General features: G+C 48.1%; 13 protein-coding genes. 4 read left to right on the top strand and 9 right to left on the bottom strand.

The features are described 5' to 3' along the window. Positions 1 to 160 precede the first annotated feature (160 nt). Positions 161 to 2,668 (bottom strand): translocation and assembly module lipoprotein TamL, encoded by a 2,508-nt coding sequence (gene tamL, locus F0P94_RS18350; protein WP_150905801.1) that lies wholly within the window; start codon positions 2,666 to 2,668, stop codon positions 161 to 163. 12 nt (positions 2,669 to 2,680) lie between these two features. Here tamL and F0P94_RS18345 point away from each other — a divergent pair, with 12 nt between their 5' ends. After that, positions 2,681 to 3,430, top strand: coding sequence for a TrmH family RNA methyltransferase (locus F0P94_RS18345; RefSeq protein ID WP_150905799.1), 750 nt, complete (start codon positions 2,681 to 2,683; stop codon positions 3,428 to 3,430). A 624-nt stretch (positions 3,431 to 4,054) separates the two neighbouring features. On the opposite strand, the gene F0P94_RS18340 is transcribed toward F0P94_RS18345, so the two are convergent. The 5 genes from F0P94_RS18340 to F0P94_RS18320 all read right to left on the bottom strand — a co-directional run bounded on the left by F0P94_RS18340 (position 4,055) and on the right by F0P94_RS18320 (position 13,909). After that, positions 4,055 to 5,164, bottom strand: coding sequence for an outer membrane beta-barrel protein (locus F0P94_RS18340; protein ID WP_150905797.1), 1,110 nt, complete (start codon positions 5,162 to 5,164; stop codon positions 4,055 to 4,057). Between the two features lie 22 nt (positions 5,165 to 5,186). Then, on the bottom strand, positions 5,187 to 6,095 hold the full coding sequence (locus F0P94_RS18335; RefSeq protein WP_150905795.1) for a hypothetical protein: 909 nt from the start codon (positions 6,093 to 6,095) through the stop codon (positions 5,187 to 5,189). Next, complete coding sequence (locus F0P94_RS18330; RefSeq protein ID WP_225307284.1) at positions 6,064 to 6,633, bottom strand: RNA polymerase sigma factor; 570 nt, start codon at positions 6,631 to 6,633, stop codon at positions 6,064 to 6,066. The genes F0P94_RS18335 and F0P94_RS18330 overlap by 32 nt, the downstream gene beginning before the upstream one ends. A 613-nt stretch (positions 6,634 to 7,246) precedes the next feature. Further along, positions 7,247 to 8,269 carry a PorP/SprF family type IX secretion system membrane protein gene (locus tag F0P94_RS18325; RefSeq protein WP_150905793.1) on the bottom strand — a complete coding sequence of 341 codons (1,023 nt, stop codon included), beginning with the start codon at positions 8,267 to 8,269 and terminating at the stop codon, positions 7,247 to 7,249. Positions 8,270 to 8,284: 15 nt separating this feature from the next. Then, a complete protein-coding gene (locus F0P94_RS18320) occupies positions 8,285 to 13,909 on the bottom strand; it encodes an Ig-like domain-containing protein (protein WP_150905791.1) in 5,625 nt (1,874 codons plus the stop codon). A 686-nt stretch (positions 13,910 to 14,595) separates the two neighbouring features. Between F0P94_RS18320 and F0P94_RS18315 the strand changes: the two genes are divergently transcribed. After that, the gene (locus F0P94_RS18315) at positions 14,596 to 14,811 is read left to right on the top strand and encodes a hypothetical protein (RefSeq protein ID WP_150905789.1); all 216 of its coding nucleotides are present in this window, start codon (positions 14,596 to 14,598) and stop codon (positions 14,809 to 14,811) included. A 478-nt stretch (positions 14,812 to 15,289) separates the two neighbouring features. On the opposite strand, the gene F0P94_RS18310 is transcribed toward F0P94_RS18315, so the two are convergent. The 3 genes from F0P94_RS18310 to F0P94_RS18300 form a co-directional block, all read right to left on the bottom strand. Then, positions 15,290 to 15,655, bottom strand: a complete 366-nt coding sequence (locus tag F0P94_RS18310; protein ID WP_150905787.1) for a CoA-binding protein — start codon at positions 15,653 to 15,655, stop codon at positions 15,290 to 15,292. Between the two features lie 119 nt (positions 15,656 to 15,774). Continuing rightward, entirely contained in the window at positions 15,775 to 17,346 is a 1,572-nt protein-coding gene (locus tag F0P94_RS18305; protein ID WP_150905785.1) for an NAD(P)/FAD-dependent oxidoreductase, read from the bottom strand. A 448-nt stretch (positions 17,347 to 17,794) separates the two neighbouring features. Beyond that, entirely contained in the window at positions 17,795 to 18,760 is a 966-nt protein-coding gene (locus F0P94_RS18300) for a tryptophan 2,3-dioxygenase family protein (RefSeq protein ID WP_150905783.1), read from the bottom strand. Positions 18,761 to 19,112: 352 nt separating this feature from the next. On the opposite strand from F0P94_RS18300, the gene sdaAB reads away from it, so the two are divergent. Both sdaAB and F0P94_RS18290 read left to right on the top strand, forming a co-directional pair. Continuing rightward, the gene (gene sdaAB, locus F0P94_RS18295) at positions 19,113 to 19,787 is read left to right on the top strand and encodes an L-serine ammonia-lyase, iron-sulfur-dependent subunit beta (protein WP_150905781.1); all 675 of its coding nucleotides are present in this window, start codon (positions 19,113 to 19,115) and stop codon (positions 19,785 to 19,787) included. 1 nt (position 19,788) lies between these two features. Then, positions 19,789 to 21,237 (top strand): TolC family protein, encoded by a 1,449-nt coding sequence (locus F0P94_RS18290; RefSeq protein WP_150905779.1) that lies wholly within the window; start codon positions 19,789 to 19,791, stop codon positions 21,235 to 21,237. Position 21,238 lies beyond the last annotated feature (1 nt).

Raw genomic sequence — 21,238 nt, 5'->3', positions numbered from 1 at the left:
AGAAATAGCAAACATAGAAATGCTAAAGTAACAAAATGTTACAACTATTTCGCTTGCTTGATTACTTTATTTAACCAATGTTAGATGTAATAAAATAACCAGCGTATTTCTTCCTCTTAATGGAAAATTATCTACAGCCAGTAAATGCAGCAACTTTGGTTTAGAAAGGATAACCAATACCTAAGTTAAAGGAGTTCTGCATGTTTTTGGAGCTGAACATGCGGGTAAAGCGGAAACGGTCCAGCACAAAGCGTTCGCCTTCCGGTTCGGCCGGGTCGAAAACTTTGGTGGCTATATCGAAACGCACGATCAGGAACGAGAAATTCATGCGCAAGCCAAAACCGGTACCTACGGCAATTTCCTTGTAAAAGTCTTTCGAAAAGCTGCCACCGGGGCGACTGTCGTCTTCTTTCAGCGTCCAGACGTTGCCAGCATCTACAAACAGGGCGCCATCGAAATAACTGAAAATATTAAAGCGGTATTCCATGTTCGATTCGATCAGGATCTCTCCGGGTTGCTCGGGTCTGTAATCCCGTTGCGGGAAACCGTTTACCGTTACAATATTCCCGTTATCATCCAGGCGGTAAGGCGGAGAATAAGAGCCGGGACCCAATTTTCGCGGCCGCCAGGCGCGTAAACTGGAACCGCCGCCGGCGAAATAGAATTTGTCATAAGGCAGCACATTGTCGTTGCCTTTCGGTACGGAGGTGGCTAGTCCAAAATTTCCCCGGCCTACTACGAACATTTTTTCTTTCAGCTTGAAATATCGGCGGTAATCGGCATTGAACCGGACGTAACTGTAAGAGCGTAGTGTGTTATTGGTTCTTTCGGAAATAAAATCGGCCAGCCAGCCGCTGAAACCCTCCGTTTTGCCGCCCGTCAGTACACTCGGTAAATTCCCGATCTCGGCGTAGATCTTAATGTATTTGGCGTCGCGGGTCTGGTTTATGTCGTTGCTGTTGTAGAGCATGGTCGCGTTCACGCTCGAAATAACCCCCGATTTAAACGTCTCTATGAGCGGAATTCCTCTGGAACTAAGCGATTCCAGGTAAGTCTGATAGGCAGGGGAAATCCGGGCTACATCCACAAAATTAATATCGGCCAGGGAAAGGATGTATTGCAGCCTTTGCGAGCGGTACCAGAAATAATCGAGCGAAAGCTCGGTAATGGTACGGGTATAATCTTCGCGGTTGGTATAGGTAAACGCCGAATTAATACGCGTGCGCGGGCTGTAAAGGCTAACGTTATACTTATTGATGAGGCTGAGCGGGAACAGGAACTTCGGGAAATACAGTGCCACGTTTCCGCCTAACTCCGTAGTGGTTACCAGACCTTCGGTAACGCTGCTTGGTTGCGCTTCCAGACCTAAGCGGAGGCCCAGTTCCAGGTTTTCGGCGCCGCCAAATACGTTACGCACCTTAAACCGAATGCTCCCGAATGGCAGCGGGCTTAGTTGCGAAGTGGTAAAAGTGGAAATGTTAAAGCCGGCTTCGGTGCTTTCCTGAAAACGCTTGGCCGGCGAAACGTTCACGTAGGCATCGAGCATTGGCTGAAGCGAATCTTTGACCGCAGTGTAATTTACAGCCGCAAACCGGTAAACATCCAGGTCGGCCAGCTGGCGAAGCGTACGGTTGGTACGCACCATGCTGTAAGGCTGGCCGGCAGAAAACCGGATCTTCTTGTCCAGGATCTTCGGGTTAACGTATTTGTTGTACCATAAATAATTTACTTTGTTGTAAACCACCGTATCGCGCTTTACCCCAAAGCGATCCTGGCCGGCATCGCCTACAAAAAAAATCTTCCGGATGGTGTACATTTTATGGCCAACAGTATCGGACGGATTGGAAATAACGGTTTGCATCCGCACCGTATTCCCGCCGTAACTGGTGTCCACGTCGAAGGTGATGAACTGTTTCCGGAAGTCGTAATAGCCGTTATTTCGCAAAAGGGTTTCCAGGCGGTCGCGTTCCTGGGTCAGAAAGGCCTCGTCGTAATTCTTGCCCACGTAAACCGGTTTTTCCGGGTTTTGAACTACCAAACGGTAAACGGCCGTATCAGGAATGTTGTAGGCGTGTTCGGTAATTTTAAAAGGCTGGTTTTCGGTTACATTCAGCGTGAGGTAAACTTTTTTTCCTTTTTCCTTCACTTCGGAATTTACCTTGTTGTGAAAAAAGCCTTTGGAGTTCAGGTAGGTGTTTATCTGAGAAACGGTTTCGGCGGTTAAAACGGAATCGTAGATGGCCGGTGGTTCACCTACGGAGCGCATCAGCCAGTTGCCCTGTTCTTTTTTCCGGGTAAGGCGGGCCAGTCGGTTTTCCCGCTTTTCGGATAATTTTACGACTCTGGCAGAATCGGTACCGGCTTGTTTTATTTTCTTATCGAAGCGGGCCTGCTGGGTTTCGATCTGGCGCTGCACCTTGGCCGGGTTGTAGAGCGCCTTGCCGAAATTGTAAACCGAAAGGTAAGGCATCCAGCCGATTACGGGGATTTTACGGTTGGGCTGCTGCCGGTAAAGGGTTTCGATATCTTCCGGTTTGTTCTGGTTTACGCCGTTCAGTTCAAGGTCGTAAAGCAGCTTTTCATTGCCTTTTAAATGACGGGTGGGAGAGCAGCCGGCCAGGATAAAAATTGTGATTGTAAGACCTAATATGTAAACTCGTGTCGTCAAACCTAGTCGGCTATGTTAAGCAAAGCAGTAATAAAATATATAAATTCCCTGCAAATAAAGAAATATCGAAATCTTCATCAAGCATTTGTGGTGGAAGGCGCAAAAAGTGTGCGCGAATTACTGGCTTCCGATCTCGAAATTGAAAAACTTTTCCTTACCGAAGACTTTCTCCAGAAACATTCCGATGCGCTTCGCAAAGGCTTACCTTATGAACTGGTTACCGAAAAGGAACTGGTGCAGGCCGGTACGTATGAAAGCAATAACGCCGGGCTGGCCATTGCCAAAACCCGAACGCTTCCGGCTTTAAAGGTAAGCGAAAATGAATTGATAATTGCTCTGGACGATATCCGCGATCCGGGAAATTTAGGCACCATCATCCGTATTGCCGACTGGTACGGCATAAAACGCATAGTATGTTCCGAAACCTGCGCCGATTTTTATAATCCAAAAGTAATTGCCGCCACCATGGGCTCTTTTACGCGGGTTTCGGCCTATTACGTAAACCTTCCGGAATTTCTGAGTTCTTTGCCTTCGGGTTTTGCGGTTTACGGTGCGGCCATGGATGGGGAGAATATTCACAAATTAAATTTAAAGCCCGAAGGAGTGCTGATCATGGGCAACGAAGCCAACGGCCTGCGCCCGGAAACGCGGGAGCACCTCACGAGCCTTATCAAGATTCCGGGTTTCGGCCAGGCCGAATCGCTGAACGTGGCCACGGCAACGGCGATTATTGTCGACAATTTTTTCCGGCAGGTTTCCTAGTGCGGAAAAGAGTTTTATTTATTGAGGTTTTATTTGCCGGGTAAAAGCAGGCTGAAAGATGGTTTTTGGTGAAAACACCAAAAACGGTGGGCTAATTTCCGACCCCCTGTAGAGACGTAATATATTACGTCTTTCACAGCATTACGTCTATTTCAACATCGCGACAAATACCAAAGGCTGGTATCCGCCTTGTAGCTGGCTCTGGCATCAATCACCACCGTTTGCACCCCGAATGGAGACGTAATATATTACGTCTCTACAGCCAAAAATCACAATAAATCATCTAAGCCTGACGGCTATGGTGAAAACACCAACAAAGGCGAGCTAATTAAAAAAGAAGGTCATTCCGAGCGAAGCCGAGGAAACTTATGGGAATTACAATGACAAAGCGAGTGTAGCAAGATTTGGCTTACCGTTTAATTTAAATAATCAGCCTCATAAGTTCCCTCGGCTGACGCTCGGGATGACGCAATAATTTAGTTTAGACTCACGGGTAGGGTGAAAACCCGCAACCACCGCGATGAATATGGCATAACAAGTTCTTGAGCCGAAAACCTGCCGTTTCAGGAATAAAAAAAGGAGCCGGAGCCCCTTTCTTAAACAAAATGAAAAAAACTGAAACAACTAAATCTTAATACCGAAGCTCAGGACATTCGCCTGCGGGCCTTTGCCATCTTTGAATAATTCGTTCAGGTTGTAATTGGCAAATAAGTCCACGCCCCGGTAGCCGATCTGGAATTTCAGGCCGTACTGGAATTCTTCCAGATTGAAATTGCCCCGTTCTTTGTCTTTTTCGGTGCGGCCATCCTGCTCAAATTTTACTTTGGTGTGGCTGCCTAAGTGATATCCGGCAAAACCGCCGGCCCCGATCCGGAAGATGGAATGGCCTTTCTGGTTTTTGAAATCAAGCATGGCCATCAGCGGAAGATTAATGGTGGTGGTAGCCAGTTTCGTTTTGTCGAGGTTCCGCGGATCTTTTTCCAGGGTGGTGTAGTTATTACCGGCATCTTCGGTTTCTTTCAGCACGTAATTCCGGTCGAACATATAATTGTTAAAAGCAAGGTCTAAACCCGTACGGAGATAAACCGGGCTCTTTTTACCTCCAACCCGGAGGGTATAATACGGGTTTATGCTCACATACCGCGATCCCCAGGGCTTCAGCCCGGCCACATCCAGCATGTTGTCGCCGGTGTTCAGCAGCGTATTCAGGCCCAGGTCGAAATTCATGCCGCTATCGTGCCGGCTATTTTTTCGCTGCTCTCTTTTTATCGAATCAGCTTCCGTTAGGGTAGATTTAAGGGTAGCCTTTTTCTTGCCTTCTTCCTGATACTCCACATCAATGTTGAAGCTGGTTATTTTGGATTGCCCTTGCTCGTTAGCTTCAAGCCCCTTTATGGTGATGTTGATCTTTTCCGGTTTCCGGCCGCTTTTATCTTCTTTCGACGGCTGGAAACTAACCGTATAATCTTTTCCGTCTACATTTTTCTTTTCCATTTTTTCAGCCTCACCGATGTATTTGTTCAGCATGATCATGAGCGAATCGAGGCTGTAGTTCTGGAAGGATTTCAGCTGGTCGGTATTTTTCAGGATCAGGTTCATTTTGGCGCCGTTGGCTAATTTCACGAGTACAGTATCGTCTTTTGCCGGAGAAGGAAGGCTGATATTTTTGGCCGATAAAGGCAAAGCGGTAGCAGTTGCCAGGCCGAAAGCGGCCAGCAGGATCAAGCGTTTCATAATTTTAAGGGATTTTAGAAAATTAGATGTCTAGTATTTTATTTACTTTTTCGTGATTGCGGGAGCCTAAAGCCAGCTTGGTGTCGGCAAATAAGCCCAGTTCCTGGAGGTTCACCCCCTCGCCGTTTTTCAGGTTTTTGGCCTGTTTGAAAATGCTTTTCAGCTTCGATTGCTTCCCGCTGTTTTCAACAGGGGTTTGCAGGGCAAGTGCCTGTTCTGTATCGGTGCGATCTTTCTTTACAATTACTTCAATCACCATTCCTTCCAGGCCGGAAGCTTTCTCCGTTTTCGCCTGTGGTTTTGCCGGATTTTCGGTATTGCTTGCCAGTAAGCCCTTCTCTTCGACCAGAGCAGGCTGCCGCAATTCCGGGACGGTATTTTTGGTGTGCGGTAACACGATAATAGCTGGCTTCTTTTTGCGCGGCGCTTTTGCCACCTGAACCGTAGCGTTTTCAGCTTTCAGATTTTCAAAAGATCTCGGAGCAGTGTTTTCTTCCGCGTTGGCTGTAGGGTTTGTATTTACAGGTTCCCCGATTTTATCAGAAGTTGCGTTGTCGGCGATTAAGATATTAGCGGTTTGCGCTTCAACTTTCTGAGCTTCATCTTTCTGAACTGAACCAGATTTTATAGTTTCCGCTATTTTTTCTGCCGGTTTATTTACCGCCACCGGCATACTTTCCGGACCTAAAACCTTACTGTTCCGGAGCACGCCTACCGAAATTAAAAGAACTACTATGGCGGCAGCAGCATAGTACCACCAGGCAATTACGCGGCGTTCTTCTTTTTCTTCCGGCTGAACGGTTTCAATTACCGGTGCGGCTTCTGCTTCCTGCATCCGGTTTTGTAAACGGGCCCAGGCATCGGCGGAAGGCTGACGGCTGATATTCTCAAGCCCTTGCTTAAAGCGCGAATCGATATTGTGCTGTTCCATTTTTTTCAAAGCTAACTTTTTCCTGTGCGGTAACCCATTTCTGCAATAAGGCCCGCGCCTTGCTTAACTGCGATTTCGAGGTTCCTTCGTTTATCTGCAGCATGTCGGCAATCTCTTTATGCGAATACCCTTCTATGGCGTAAAGGTTGAACACGGCGCGGTAACCGGCTGGTAATTCATGCAATAGCGCCAGCAATTCCGATTCATTCAAAGCAGTATCGGCCTGTTCCTGAGCTGCCAGCTGGAAATGCTCTTTTTCTACGGCCAGATGCAGCGGTTCCTTCTTACGTAAGAACATCAACGCTTCGTTTACGATCACGCGGCGCAACCAACCTTCAAAATTTCCTTTGCCTTCGTACTGTTTCGCATTCTGAAACACTTTTACCATTCCCGTGATCATTACTTCTTCTGCATCCATCTCGTTTTTCAGGTACCTCAGGCAAACGCCGAGCATTTTGGCCGAGAAGCAGTCATAAACCGCTTTCTGCGCTTTGGCGTCGCCGTTTTTGAGGTCTGCTATCAATTGGTCAGTTATCACAGGTAGAAGTGTTTCAGTCAACAGTTTCTTTCGGGTTTCTGCTTATATAGATGCAAAGGTATTGCCGCTGGTTGCCCGGGCAGTTCCAAAATTCTTAAATTATTTTTAAATATTTTGTAAGTGCTTGAAAATGAAAGTTAAAAAATGAAAATAAAGCTAATGAAGTTTCCCAGATTAGCTCTTGCAGGTAGTAAAATGAAAAACCATCCGTAGCAGTAGCGCAGGGTTTAAACCCTGCGCTACTGCTACGGATGGTTTTTACTCTCTGGTCAGAGGTTTTTACTTTTTGCGTTAAAAGGATAGCGTTTTAGAGGCTCACATTAGGCATTCCAGGGGAATGGCAAGACCGCATCTGGCTAAAATATTCGCCTTGGCTTGTGTCGCACAGGAAAAAGCGCGGTAGCTTTGGTTATTATTCTACTTTCACAAGCTCCTCAGTAGCTCTTTTTTGAGGCTGTCGCCTCACTGAAGTTACAAACTTCAGATTATTTATAGGTCCAGGTTCCCGCTTCGCTCAAACCTGAACTATCGACCAGAGATTGAAAAAACATGAATTACTTATTAAACAATTAACAATTAACAATTTAACCATAAAGCAATTAAACAATTTAAATTACCAAAGCCATTGCGGACAAATCGCCTGGGCGCGGTTCTGCAGTTTCACGCCCAGTACCACTTCGTGGCTGCCGGAGCTGGCGTGGCGAAGTTCGGAAGTAACGGCATCGTAAGAATAGCCTAAGTCCAGCATCGGGGAGAGGTTTACGCCGGCCATTACCGCCATGGCATCTTTGTGACGGTAGGAAGCCCCGGCCCATATGCGTTCCGCTAATAAGGCTTTCACGTTGAAATCGGCCGCAACGGCGCCTTTGGTTACTTTTACCATGGTAGATGGCACTACGGTTAGATTCCGGGAAACGTCGAAACGGTAGCCGCCGGTAAAGTAATAGTGGGCGTGGGTCAGGCCTGGTTGCTGCAGACCGTTGGTAATATAAGCCTGCTCGGTGTTAGCCAGTAATTCCATGGCCGAAACTCCTACAAAGAAATTCTGCGAGTAGATCCAGGTGCCCAGGCCGAAATCCAGCTTTACATCGTTGGTGCGGTCGGAGTAAAGGGCGGGGTCGTTGGACTGCACGGTGGTAACCAAAGCGCGGTTCAAACTGAACTGGTTGATGCCGGCGGCCGTACCCATGGAAACAGTTACCCCTTTGGAAACCGGTAAGTGGAAGGCGTACGTGAAGTTGAAGGTCGAATTCTGGATCGGGCCGGTACGGTCTACCTGAGCCATGCCGCCGATGCCGTGGTGCGAGTTCGCTTTCTTGAATTTATTGTTTTTGTTTACCCGGTAAGCCGGCCGTTTTACCGTGCCGCGCATCATGCTGTTTTTATTTATCCGGTTGCGGTCTTCTTTATTCAGCGCGGTATGGAAACTGGTATAGTAAGTAACCGGAGAACCTTCCAGTCCGGCCCACTGCTTGCGCATACCCAGGCGCACATCCGTGTAATTTTCAATTCCGCTGATCGCCGGGTTCACCAGGTAATTGTTCAGGCTGTACTGGCTGTACTGCGGGCGTTGCTGGGCATTTAATTTTCCTGCTACTAGGGTTAAGAACAGGAATACAGGTAAAAGTTTGTTCATATAAATTATTATGAATTATCGTACAATGGTTACGCTGCCGGACACCGGCGCTTCCTCGGTATTTAAATAAATGATGTAGTAGTAAGTAGCGATCGGTAACTCCTGACCAGTTAAAGAGCGGCCATCCCACGATTTCGGATACCCTACTGATGAGTAAACCTTAGCGCCCCAACGGTTAAAGATCTCCACGCGGCAGTTCTTGTGTTCCGCCAGTCCTTTAATTTCCCAGCCATCGTTAATGCCGTCGTTGTTCGGCGTAAAGGTGTTCGGAATCGCGATCTTCGGCAGCACGGTAATGGTGATCTGATCGGTAGAGATACAACCGGCTTCGGAAACAACTTCCACGGTGTAAGTAGTAGTTTTGGTTGGCGTAGCAGTCGGGTTGGCAACGTTCGTTTTGTTCAGACCTTCGGAAGGGAACCATCGGTAAGAAACGCCGCCTTTGGCTTTCAGGTAAGCGCTTTTGCCGGTAATAATGCTCACGTCTTCGCCGGCATCGGCGGTGTTGCCGCGCACATTTACAGCCACCGGAGTTCTCGAGCTCACGCAACCATCCTGTACCGTTTGCACATAATAAGTTTTGCTTTCTCTCAGAGCCGGCGTAGTAAAGAAATTTCCTTTCGCTACTAACTGACCGCCGGTTGCGGTTTCGTACCACTCATATTCGCCGGTAAAGCCGGTGCGGGTGTTCGGCATAACCAAAGTAGCAGAAGAGCCACCGCAAATGTCCTGGGCTAAAATGGAAGGCGGTGCCGGGATCTGATTTACGTTTACCTGAACAGCGGCACTGATATGCTCGGCGCAATGGCCGGCGCTCACTTTGCGGCGGAACCAGGTAGCTTGCTGTAAAACGCCCGGGCTATAAGAAGCAGCGTTGTTTACACCAGAAGCCGTAATAAAGCCGGTGTTCGGTCCGGAAGTACTCATTTCCCAGAGGTAAGTGAACATACCGGTACCGCCGGTTGGCAGCGAACCCGTTAAAGTTGCCGGAGCTGATCCTGCACAAATGGTCTGGGCCGCGCTGATGGTGTTGTTGGCAATGTTCTGGTTTACCGTAATTTCTACCACGTTGCTGCTTAAAGTATACGCTCCGGAAATTACCGTGCGGCGGAACCAGGTAGTGGTGGTTAATACGCCCGCCTGATAAGTTGCCTGGTTGGCAGTACCGGTTGCGGTAGTGTAGCCAGCAGTTGCGCCGGCAGTACTCATTTCCCACAGGAAAGTGTAGTTACCCGTTCCGCCCACCGGCAGATTGCCTTGCAGCAGATCCGGTTGGTTGTTCTGGCAGATTACCTGGTCTTTCTGGATCACGTTGCTCGCAATAGCTGGTACTACGGTAATTTCCACCACGTTCGAGATCAGGTCACAGTCGCCGGAGCGAACGATGCGACGGTACCAAGTTGTCTGGCCGGTAGCGGTTGGCTGAAAGTTCAGGCCGGTAGCGTTTAAGGAGCTGAATCCTGCATTATTTCCGGTCGTGCTGCTTTCCCAATCATAAGTATAAGTACCATTTCCGCCGGCCGGTTGCGAGCCGGTTAATAAAGCAGGCGTAGCACCCGCGTAAATGGTTTGTGAAGTAGCAATAATGTTATTTGTAAGCACTGGCACTACCGTAACCTCATAAGGAGCTGAGATCTGGGAGCAGTTGCCGGAATAAACCACGCGACGGAACCAGGTTGTTTGCTGCAACGTGCCTGGCGTATAGTTCTGAGTATTATTCGTATGGATGGCCGGAGCGAAACCAGTAGTTGAACCGGAAGTGCTCATCTGCCACTGGTAGGTGTAAGTTCCGTTCCCGCCGGTTGCAGCCAGGGCATTTAAGGTTTGCGGCGATGTGCCGGCGCAAATGGTTTGTGGTTGCGAGGTAATGGTTTTGCTGGCAATGGCCGGAACAACCGTAATCTTTATAGGAGCGCTGATGCTGTTCTGGCAAGGACCGGAAGTAACCACGCGGCGGAACCATGTTGTTTGCGTTAAAGCGCCGGCACTGTAATTGGCAGCGGCGTGGGCGCCGGCAGCCGGCGTGAAGTTCACGTTATCGGTGCTGCTTTCCCAGGTAAACGTATAAACGTTATTGCCGCCGGCCGGTGTAGAACCGATAAAAGAAGCAGGCGTTTCACCGTAGCAAATGGTCTGGTCCGTGGAGATAAAGTTGCTGGTGATTACCGGCAGCACTGTTACCAGATATTTTCCGCGGGCAGCGCTCCGGCAGCCTTGGGCATTGATCGCTTCAACGTAATATTCGGTAGTAGTCTGCAAAGCTGAAGTTGTAAAAATATTGCCGCTGAAGATCGGCTGACCGCCGGTTGGGGTGGTAAACCATTCAGAGCGTAAACCAGTTCCGGAAGCAGTTAACGTTGCAGTTGCACTGGCACAAATGGTCTGGCTAAAGCTAAGCGGTGCGGCAGGTTTCTGCACCACGGTTACTTTAATAGCCGCTGAATAATCGGAGCAGGGGCCGGAGCTTACTTTGCGACGGAACCAGGTAGTCTGGGTCAAGGCATTGGCATTGAAATTCCGGATATTTCCGGCGCCGTAGATTGCGGTAAAGTTGATGCTGTCGGTGCTGCTTTCCCAGGTATAGGTTAAAGTACCGTTACCGCCAAAAGGAGCGGAGCCGGTAAATAAGGCCGGGATCTCGCCGGCGCAAAGGATTTGCTTGCCGGAAATGGTGTTGTTCGTTAAAGCTGGAGTTACAAAAGCGGTAACTTTGGTGCGGGTAAAACTCCGGCAGCCTTCGGCGCTAACGGCTTGTACATAATATTCGGTAGTGCCGTTTAAAGCCGGGGTCTGGAAAGTAGCGCCGGTAAATAATAAAGTACCGTTCTGGGCTGCATTGAACCATTCGTAAGTACCAGTAGAGCCGCTGGCCGTTAAGGTAGCGTTGCTGCCGGCACCGCAAACAGTTACGTCTGCCACAACCGGAGGGGCTGCCACCGGATTCACCATTACCTGTACCGGCGTACGAACCGCATTGGCGCAACCTTCGGCATTATAAGAAACTACGTAATAAGTGGTAGAATTATGTAAAGCTGGGGTGACGAACGTTTTACCGGTGAATAATAAGGTACCTTTCAATAAAGCATCGTACCATTCGTAACGCATAGCAGTTCCCTGAGCCGTAAGCGTAGCGGTAGTGCCCGGACAGATCTGCTGGTTTTGTACCACCTGAGTAGCCGGCAGGGCCTGAATCGTTACCGTCTTCGTATCGGAAACGCGGCAGTTACCGTTGCCATAGGTATAGGTCAGGTTGTAAACGCCCGGCGTGTTGGCTGCAAAGTTTCCGTTAATATCAATAAACGGACTTCCGGTCCAAACGCCTCCGGAAGGAGTAGCTTTAAATAAAACCGTAGCATTCACCGCGCAAAAAGTGGTATCGTTTCCGGCAGAAACCACCGGCAGCGGAACTACCGTGATCACGCGGGAAGCCGAATCAAAGCAACCGTTAGCATTTGTGAAGTTATAGGTTAGCGTATAGTTGCCCGGAACCGAACCGATAAACAGACCACTTCGGCTGATATTCGGACCCGACCATGTGCCGCCTTTCGGCAGGCCTTTCAACTGAACGCCTTGCGGATTTGCGCAAATGGTAGAATCAGCGCCTACGGTTACCACCGGCAGCGGCACTACTTCAATTTTAATGGTTTTCGTAGCAATACAGCCGGCAGTCGTATCTAAAGCCGTAACTGTGTAAACAGTGGTGATAGTAGGATTTGCTATTACCGAAGCTCCGGTAGAATCGCTTAAGCCGACAGCCGGTGACCAGGTATATTTATCGGCGCCGGAAGCGGTAATGGTAGTGGTTTGCTGACCTATACAGATCTTTGTAGCGGAAGCCGTTACCGTTAAAGGGATGGCTGGTTTTACCACCACTGTAATTTGCGTAGTATCGGCGCAGCCGGTTTGCGTGTTTGTTCCAACCACCTTATAAGTAGTGGTAGCAGTAGGATTGGCCGTTACCGTTTTGCCGGTCGTAGCGCTTAAGCCGGTTGCCGGGAACCATTTAAATGTATCGGCGCCGGAAGCAGTTAATACGGCAGCTCCCTGACCGGCACAAATGGCCGGAACGGAAGATACTACTTTCACTACCGGCAACGGATTGATCACTACGGTTTGCGTATCCGGCTGAGAGAAGCCACAAACGTTCGCTGCCCGGAAAATTACCTGGTAAGTGCCCGGCGCCGGGAAGTTGATTTCCGGAAACTGGCTGGAAGCAGAAGTACCGTTTACAAAACTTGCACCGGGAGCGCCTGCAATTTTCCAGTCGTAAGTTGTAACCGCGCTGCCGTTTTCAGTAACTGACGGTTTGTGAGCTGGGTTTTTAGCAGAAAAAGCTACCGTTTGCGATAAGCAATATTGTTGCGTAGCCGGCAATGAAACCACCGGCGCGGCCTGAATTACCACAACCGAATCGGCAACATGAATCTGACCGCAAACATTGGTGGCGGAAAGTTTAATATTATACGAGCCCGGATGGGTGAACGTGATTTCCGGGTTTTCAGAAACGTTCGTAGTATTATTGGTAAATGTAAAGCCGTTGTTTGGCAGTACCTCCCATTTATAAGTTAAGGCCGTTCCCACCGATTGGTTTTGCAGCTTTATTTCCGCCGGAGTACAGGTACCGTTCGGTTTGGAAGCCTGGAAAGCCGCTTTCGGCAGGTCATAAATGGTAATATTTTTACTGGTGGTGTCGCCGGTACATTTGGCGCCCGCGCCGCGTGGAATGGCGATCAGGAAGATCTCGTATTTGCCGGCCTCGGTAAAATTCAGGATCGGCTGAGCGGAAGTGGCATTGGTACCGTTCAGGAAAGACCAACCGGTAGCCGGTGTAACTTTCCACTCGCGGGTATAGGCATTGGTGCTACTGCCAGTAGCATTTGCATTGAAGCCGCCATCGGAAACATCCGTAAGTTTTACCGGTTTGTTCACGCATGAAACGGTATCCGGATTCATTAAAAAGTCAGAGATCGGGCCGCCGGAGATCCGGATTCCACCCACCGTAGCCGGCGTGGTGCCGCAAGGGTTCGTAGCGTAAGCCGTCAGGGTGAAAGCGTTGCCCGGTTTGCCGTAAGCCGATTTGGTGAAGGTGTGCGTAATGCTTTTCGGCAGGTTGGCGTGCGTAAAGTGCATGGCCGGGCTGCCATCGTCGAACTGGAAGGTATAAACCGTGCTTGGTGTATTTCCCTGGGTGTTGATGATGTCGAAGGTAAAGGTGGCCGGGGCGCAATCGTTGGTATTTCCTTGGCTGGCCACCCCGAAGCTCGGGTTACTGCCGTTAAATACGAGGTACGATTTAGAAGAAGAACAGCCGGCGGCATTGGTAACTGTTAAGGTCAGGTTGAAAGAACCTGGTAGCAAATAGGTGTGGGTGGCGTTATTGAAATTGCTGCCGAAAATGGAGGAATTCCCATCGCCCCAATCAATCACGTATTTGGTGTTGGTAGCCTTGGTCTTGGAAATATTATCTACCGTTAACCGAAAATTGGCGCCGGAATAGGAGTAGGTACAATTCATGAAATTGTCTACCGTATCCTGCAGCGCGGCATCCGGAGGGGTTGGGCAGCTTTGGGCTTTTACCGCCTGGCTGCTTAAGATAAGAAGGAACTGGAAAAATAGAATTGCTTGTAAACGGTACCGCATAAGCTGTTTCGTAAAAGCGTATTTCAGACATTCTGCTGCACACAATTTTGCCGGAATTGGAGTTAAACAGGAGTGTAAACCAACCGGTAAAGTTTTAATGTAAAATTGCAGTGTTTGTAAAGTTTGAAATACCCAGTATAAAATTATGATTTAACAGATTTTTTTAAATTTGTCTGATTTTTTCCGGCGCCTTTGTAACTATTCAGAATCTGAACCGTAAAAGCCGCTTTCTGCTTAAAATCAAGGTAGATACAATTCTGAAATCAGCTTTGTTCAACAAACCCGAAATATTTTTGATAGTGCTGTTCGCGTAGGTGATATTGGATTTTAGTAATTTTGGATAATTGCCTGTTAAAATATAGGTATTTTCAAAATTATTTAAAACTTATAACTTGAAACTTGGAATTAATTGGAATAAACCAATAATAATGATCTTTGTCATTTATATAACTTAACCTAAAACCAAGAAATTGTTTTCGAGGAATTTCAGAAGTAGCTGAATATTAGGCAGAAGTATTTTGATGGGAAAGCTATCCAACGGACGAAATTGCTTAAAGTGCTCAGGATGATTTAACAAAAGGATCGGTTCAAAAAAGAAAAATTTCTCTGGAAAAAACTTGCCTTTCACTCCGTAGTTTTCTAACTTAAGCTCAGTATTTATTGTTTAACTAAAGGCTTAATTACTTATGGAAACAAACAAAGTATTGCAATCGCTTGGTGGTTTAGGATATTCCTTATGCCCGGAAAGAGGTAAGTATGAAGTTCGGTACAGTGGTGGTGGGATGAAATCCTTTAATAAGTTGAGCCACGCGGTTAAATTCTACGAAAACCTGGAAGAAGAAAGCGCCCTCTGGAATTTTTCGAAACAGCCGGAGTTATTAGACATAAAGCAGTATAATTAAACTGAACCTAAAAAAGAAAGCCTGCCGGATTGTCCGGCAGGCTTTCTTTTTTAGGTTCAGTTTAAATTAATAATTCCCTCTGAGTGTAGTTTGCAACTACACTTAAATATTAAAAACGACTTGGGGATTAAATCGGGAAAACAATATTTTGGGTGTAGTTACAAACTACACCCAGATTTTGACAAAGCATTAGAATGAAGCAATCTTGCCACGAAAGGAAATCTTTTTTCCTAACGCGTAATCCCAATTGCTAACTAAAACGCCTAAAAAAAAGGTGTTAACACGTTATTTAATAATTATCAGCAGATGTAAACACCCCTCTAGCTCCCCTCAAGGGGAGAATCTTGTTGAGTGAAATGACCCTGCTTCCAAAGGGGGACTTTTCTCTGAAAACGTAATCCAGATAATTAAATAAAGCGCATAAAAAAGAAAGCCTGCCGGATTATCCGGCAGGCTTTCTTTTTATGTTCAGTTTAAATTAATAATTCCCTACAGCAAGCATTACCAGCGTGCAGGCATGCAACGTTTTAATATTCTGGTCTTCAGCCATTCTTTCGAGTTCCAGGTTTTCGGTACCCGGGTTAAAAATGATGCGCTTCGGTTTTAAGGACATGATATAATCGTACCAGGCCGGCTGATTTTGCGGGCCCACGTAAAGGGTTACCGTATCTACTTTATCTACTTTCGGGTTGTCTTTTAAATGCAGAATAGGCAGGTTGCCGATGGCAGTATGCTTGATACCCACCGGCACTACTTCGTGGCCATACTGCAAAAGCTTTTGCACCGCTTTGTAAGCAAAACGGGTAGGATTATCGGTAGCACCGATCACAACGGTCTTTTTCATAATAAGCGGTTTTTATTCTTCCGATTGATACTGTTTTTCCGGGTTAAAAGTTTAAAATAGTCAAATCATCTGCATAATAGCGTAGGGTTTAAACCCTACACTACTATGCAGCCAGAGAACTACTTCAAAATCTTCTCCGCAATTTTTTCCGCGCAACGTTCCCCGTCCATCGCCGCCGAAACAATACCGCCGGCGTAACCCGCACCTTCCGCGCACGGGTACAGGTTTTTAATATGCACGTGCTCCAGGGTTTCTTTATTGCGTGGAATCCTTACCGGTGAAGAAGTCCGGCTTTCCACCCCGACAATTTGCGCATTATTCGATAAATACCCAGGCATTTTCTTGCCCCAGGCCTGAAAGCCCTGTACCAGTCGTTGCGCCAGATTTGAGCCTAAAACCTCGTGCATATCCACCGATTTCAGTCCCGGCTGGTACGAAGTTTCCAGGAGGCTCGCCGATATTTTCCGGTTCGTAAAATCTTTCAGCAGTTGCGCCGGCGCTACCTGGGTTTTCCCACCGGCTTGCCAGGCACGTTGTTCCAGTTCCTGCTGCATCCGTAAACCGGCCAGAGGGCCGTATTCCTGCAGGTCCATGTCTTCAGTTTCAATAGCCACCACAATGCCGGAATTCGCAAAGCGGGAATCGCGGCGGCTCGGCGACATACCGTTTACCACCACTTCGCCGGGAGCCGTTGCCGAGGGTACAATAAACCCACCCGGACACATACAAAATGAAAATACGCCGCGCTGCTTGTTGTTTAAAAATGTTTGCTGTACCAGCGAATACGACGAAGCCGGCAGGTAAGGGCCGCGCTCGCCTTCGCAATGGTATTGGATCCGGTCGATGAGGCTTTGCTGATGTTCTACACGTACGCCCATAGCAAACGGTTTAGCCTCGATGAGCACGTTCTTTTGATGGAGCAATTCGTAAATGTCGCGGGCGGAATGGCCGGTAGCCAGGATCACACTTTTTCCTTCGTAAACCGTACCATCTTGCGCTACCACGCCTTTTATTTCGTCTTTTTCAAGGATCAGATCTGTAACGCGGGTATCGAAATGAATTTCGCCGCCGGCCTTTAGTACCGTTTCGCGAATAGCCTGAATAATTACTGGCAACTTGTTGGTACCGATGTGCGGATGCGCATCGAAAAGAATGGCCGGGGTGGCGCCGTGCTTCACTAAAATGTGCAGGATCCGGTACAGGTCGCCGCGTTTTTTGGAACGGGTGTAGAGTTTTCCGTCGGAATACGTACCGGCGCCGCCTTCCCCGAAACAGTAATTCGAATCCGGGTTAACGAGGTGTTCTTTATTGATGGCAGCCAGATCGCGGCGGCGCGAACGTACGTCTTTGCCGCGTTCCAGTACGATTGGCTTCAGGCCTAGTTCAATGCAACGCAAAGCCGCAAACAAACCGGCCGAACCGGCACCCACAATCACTACTTTTTCTTTCGTGCTCACATCCGGGTAATGAAAATCCGGAATGAGCGTATCGGAAGGAGGGGTTTCGGTATAAATATCGGCCCGGACGCGCACGTTTACCTTGCGGCCCCGCGCATCGATCGAGCGTTTTACTTTGTGCAGGAATTTTACTTCTTCTGAATCGATGCCCGAAGCTTCGATCAGTTCCTTTTCCAGTTGCGCTTCGTCGAAGGCAATTTCCGGCGGAAACACCAGGTCAAGTTCTTTTTTCATAAATAACGGTAAGGGAGTTAGCCTTAAAAGTGGTGACAAGATACTAGATTTTAGATTCTAGAATCTGGACTTTCGTCCTGCAAATTTAACGGTTTTTGGTAGCTTATAATTCCGAAAAAGTTTTGATTAATGAAAGCCCAAAATTTTGTCATCCCGAGCCAAGCCGAGGGAACTTATAATGTCAGCATTTGAAATTTTTATTTCATCAGTAGCGTAGGGTTTAAACCCTACGCTACTGATGCGGAAAGAATCAGATCAGAAAAAGATTGCTCTATTTACGGCTCCATAAGTTCCCTCGGCTTCGCTCGGGATGACGCAATGATTTCTAAATACCCGATCCAAAAACGGTACCATCTTGAAACAAAAAACCTCACCGGTTTCACAGTGAGGTTTTTTAATTCTAATTCCAATCTCTAAACTACACATTAGTACCTTGAAAATCAGTACATTACTTTTCGCTCAGCACGCTTTCAACCCAACCGGAGCCCCAGTTTTCCATTTCTTCTTCGGTCCAAATTTCCGGGTAGAAAATGCGTTTCTGGAATCTTGGAGGCAGGTACTTTTGCCAGTTCGTGCCACCGGTGGCGGCAATGGCATTGTTTGGATCGGTCTTTAAATAACGCACGGCGCTCTTGTAATGCATCAGTGGCCAGTTTACGTTTACGTTGCTGTCGAGCTCCTTTAACTGTTTGATCAGCTTTTCGTTATGGCGGTCCTCCTGAGGTAAACGACTAACTACCGACCACACGTTTTTATCTTTGTATTCGTGGGAGAACTTGATCAGGAAATCGGTGTATTTTTCTTCGAACTGCAGCAGGGTTAAGGTCTTCACGCCGGTTTCGGCCATGGTGGCGCCCGCTTTCCAGTAAATGCAGCCCATCATTTCGTCGTGGGTAGAATTTAAACCTAAAGCAGCGCGTTTTGCTTTGTCGGTCAGGTTGCGGAGGTCGGTAGAAGCGATCTCGATCATGCGGTACTGCACGCTCTGGAAACCGGAAGCCGGCATCAGCGCCATCCGGAAAGTCAGGAACTGGTTGCGGTCCATGCCATCCACCATCACGTCGAAAGAATCGATCAAATTCTCGAAGTACCGGTTGATCCGGTTCAGGCGCATAATTAATTCCGTAACCTTAATGTTGTTGTTGTCCGCGATCTGCTCGTACTCGTTCAGGCAAAGCTTGAAATACAGCTCCGTGATCTGGTGGTACATGATAAAGATCTTCTCATCCGGAATGTTCGATTTCGGATTCTGCAGGCTCAACAACGTATCGAGGTGGATGTAATCCCAGTAAGTCAGGTAGTCGGTGTGGTACAAACCTTCCAGGTAGCCGGCCAGGTCCTGACCGTCGGCAGCATATTTTTCTTGCAGGCGCTTGAGCTGGGCAAGCACCTCAGGGCTAAATTCTGTGTTCATCTTGGCATTAAAATAGTTACTTCTAACGTTGTGCAAATAAACTAAAAAGTATCGGTAAGCAGGTTATTCCAGCAAAAGAAACTAAAACAGAATGCAAAATATCATGTTTTTCAGGCTTTTACCAAAGTTCACCGCAATTTTTCGAGCCCACCCTGTAGCGTTTGTTTATTAATTAAGGAAGCGTTCAGGTGTCTGAAGTGTCCGGATTCGGTACAAAGGCTGTTCCGTTCCGGTACAGATAAGAATAAAAGCGCGGGAACAAACCATATATTTTTCGGGCAAAAAAGCTGAAACTTGGGCTTAATTGCTAATTTTGATCTCTGGAATATAATACTTACCCAATTACCTTCTTATGGCTGAAAAAAGCAGTATTTTCGATATGATTGGTCCGGTTATGATTGGTCCCTCGAGCTCCCATACTGCCGGCGTGGTCCGGATCGCCCGGGCGGCCAACCGCATTTTAGGTTGCCTGCCGGAAGAAGCCATTATCACGTTCTACAATTCGTTTGCCCGCACCTACGAAGGCCACGGCTCCGACAAAGCCATTATTGCCGGTCTGCTCGATTTCAAGACCGACGACAAGCGCATTAAGGATGCTTTTGAGCTGGCCAAAGAAAAAGGGCTGAAGTACACCTTCCGCTCGGTAGGCAATGCCTCTACCATGCACCCGAACACCATTAAACTGAACCTGAAAGGCTGTGGCCGCGAGGTGGAAGTGATCGGGCAGAGCCGGGGCGGCGGCGTGATCCGGATCGTGGAAGTAGACGGTTTTTCGGCGGACTTTTCAGCGAGTTTGCACACCTTAATTATCGATGCCGATGACGTGAAAGGAAGCATCGCGTTTATTGCCGATGTAATTGCCCACGACGATTGCAACATTGCCACCATGAACGTTTCCCGCAAAGGAAAAAACGAACTGGCCCGGCAATTTATCGAGATGGACAGCAGCATTAGCCCGGTTGCCCTGGAATATCTCCGGCATCTGAAGTGGGTGAAAAATGTAACTTATATTCCAAATATCGATTAAAATGTTTCGGATCCCGAAAAAATGTCTAATTGTGGCTGCCCTGGTGGTGGCCGGTTATTTGCCGGCTCAGGCCCAATCGGAAGGCGGCAGCAACCGCTGGTCTTTGCAGAAAAGCATCGATCATGCCCTGTCCAATAACCTGCAGCTGAAGCTCAGCGCTCTGAATACCGAAGTAAGCCGGATAAATGCTTCCGAAGCGCGGAACGAATTGTTGCCAAGCCTGAATGCGAATGCCAGCCAGAATTTCAATTTTGGCCGCTCCATCGATCCGTTCGAGAACACCTTCGTGAACCAGACCATCCGCTCCAACAGTTTTTCGCTGAGCAGCAACGTTACCTTGTTTTCCGGCTTGCAGCTGCAGAACAGCATCCGGCAGGCGCGTTACAACCAGCAGGCCAGTCAGGCCGATCTGCAGCGCGCCCAGGACGACATGGTGCTGAACCTGATCACGGCCTACATGCAGATCCTTTTCAACGACGAACTGCTGACTACTTCCAAACTGGTGCTGGATAATACCCGGGAACAACTTACCCGTACCCAAAAGCTTTACAAAGCCGGCAGCGTGCCCGAAACCAATGTGCTGGAAATCGAAGCGCAAATTGCTTCCGATGAACTGGCCGTGCTGAATGCCCAGAATAATAAAGACATTGCCGAACTGAACCTGATGCAGCTGCTCGACATTCAGGATAAGAAGAATTTCGAGATCGAAAAACCGAACCTGCAGGATCCGGACCAGTCGGTCATTAATTTCGATGCCGAATCGGTTTATACCACCGCGCAGATGACCAAGCCGGAGATCCGGGCAGCCGATCTCAGAATAAAAAGCGCTATGAAAGGCGTGGATGTGGCCCGCGGCGCTTATTACCCGCGGCTTACCCTGAACGGTTCCATTTCTTCCGGCTACTCCAGCTCCCGCTTAATTCCGGTAACCACCAATACATTTATGCAGGAAGTAGGTCAGGTAAACGTAGATGGCACCAATTATCCGATCACGGCCCCGGTTACCATACCGGTTTACGGTACTTATGCGTTCTCCAAGCAGTTCAGCGACAATATCAGCCAAGCCATCAGCCTGAACCTGACCATCCCGATCTTCAACAAAATGCAGGCGCGGTATGCGGTTAGTCGCTCCATGCTGGGCTTGAAAGAAGCGGAATTAAATTCCAAAATTGTCCGGAACGAATTGCGCAAACGCATTGAACAAGCTTATGCCGATGCGCAGGCATCCCAGAAGAAATTCATTGCCGCTAAAAAGCAATTGGCTGCTTTCGAGAAAACGTACCGCAACGCTGAGATCCGTTACGCCAACGGCATCATGAACAACACCGATTTCAGCGTTTCGAAAAACAATTTTACCAAAGCCCAGTCTGATATTATTCAGGCCAAATACGACTACATTTTTAAACTGAAGATCCTCGATTATTATCAGGATAAACCGCTCACCTTCTAAC

It is taken from the genome of Adhaeribacter soli (assembly GCF_008727925.1).
In the GTDB taxonomy this organism is placed as follows: Bacteria; Bacteroidota; Bacteroidia; order Cytophagales; family Hymenobacteraceae; genus Adhaeribacter_A; species Adhaeribacter_A soli.
Note: the sequence above shows the minus strand (reverse complement) of the source record. Positions and strands in the feature narration are given on the sequence as shown.

What these genes read in the sequence shown, in the direction of transcription:
- F0P94_RS18345 (WP_150905799.1), top strand. Translation starts at nt 2,681, where the DNA reads ATGTTAAGCAAAGCAGTAATAAAATATATAAATTCCCTGCAAATAAAG.
- F0P94_RS18310 (WP_150905787.1), bottom strand. Translation starts at nt 15,655, where the DNA reads ATGAAAAAGACCGTTGTGATCGGTGCTACCGATAATCCTACCCGTTTT.
- F0P94_RS18320 (WP_150905791.1), bottom strand. Translation starts at nt 13,909, where the DNA reads ATGCGGTACCGTTTACAAGCAATTCTATTTTTCCAGTTCCTTCTTATC.
- sdaAB (WP_150905781.1), top strand. Translation starts at nt 19,113, where the DNA reads ATGGCTGAAAAAAGCAGTATTTTCGATATGATTGGTCCGGTTATGATT.
- F0P94_RS18305 (WP_150905785.1), bottom strand. Translation starts at nt 17,346, where the DNA reads ATGAAAAAAGAACTTGACCTGGTGTTTCCGCCGGAAATTGCCTTCGAC.
- F0P94_RS18300 (WP_150905783.1), bottom strand. Translation starts at nt 18,760, where the DNA reads ATGAACACAGAATTTAGCCCTGAGGTGCTTGCCCAGCTCAAGCGCCTG.
- F0P94_RS18290 (WP_150905779.1), top strand. Translation starts at nt 19,789, where the DNA reads ATGTTTCGGATCCCGAAAAAATGTCTAATTGTGGCTGCCCTGGTGGTG.
- F0P94_RS18325 (WP_150905793.1), bottom strand. Translation starts at nt 8,269, where the DNA reads ATGAACAAACTTTTACCTGTATTCCTGTTCTTAACCCTAGTAGCAGGA.
- F0P94_RS18315 (WP_150905789.1), top strand. Translation starts at nt 14,596, where the DNA reads ATGGAAACAAACAAAGTATTGCAATCGCTTGGTGGTTTAGGATATTCC.
- F0P94_RS18335 (WP_150905795.1), bottom strand. Translation starts at nt 6,095, where the DNA reads ATGGAACAGCACAATATCGATTCGCGCTTTAAGCAAGGGCTTGAGAAT.
- F0P94_RS18340 (WP_150905797.1), bottom strand. Translation starts at nt 5,164, where the DNA reads ATGAAACGCTTGATCCTGCTGGCCGCTTTCGGCCTGGCAACTGCTACC.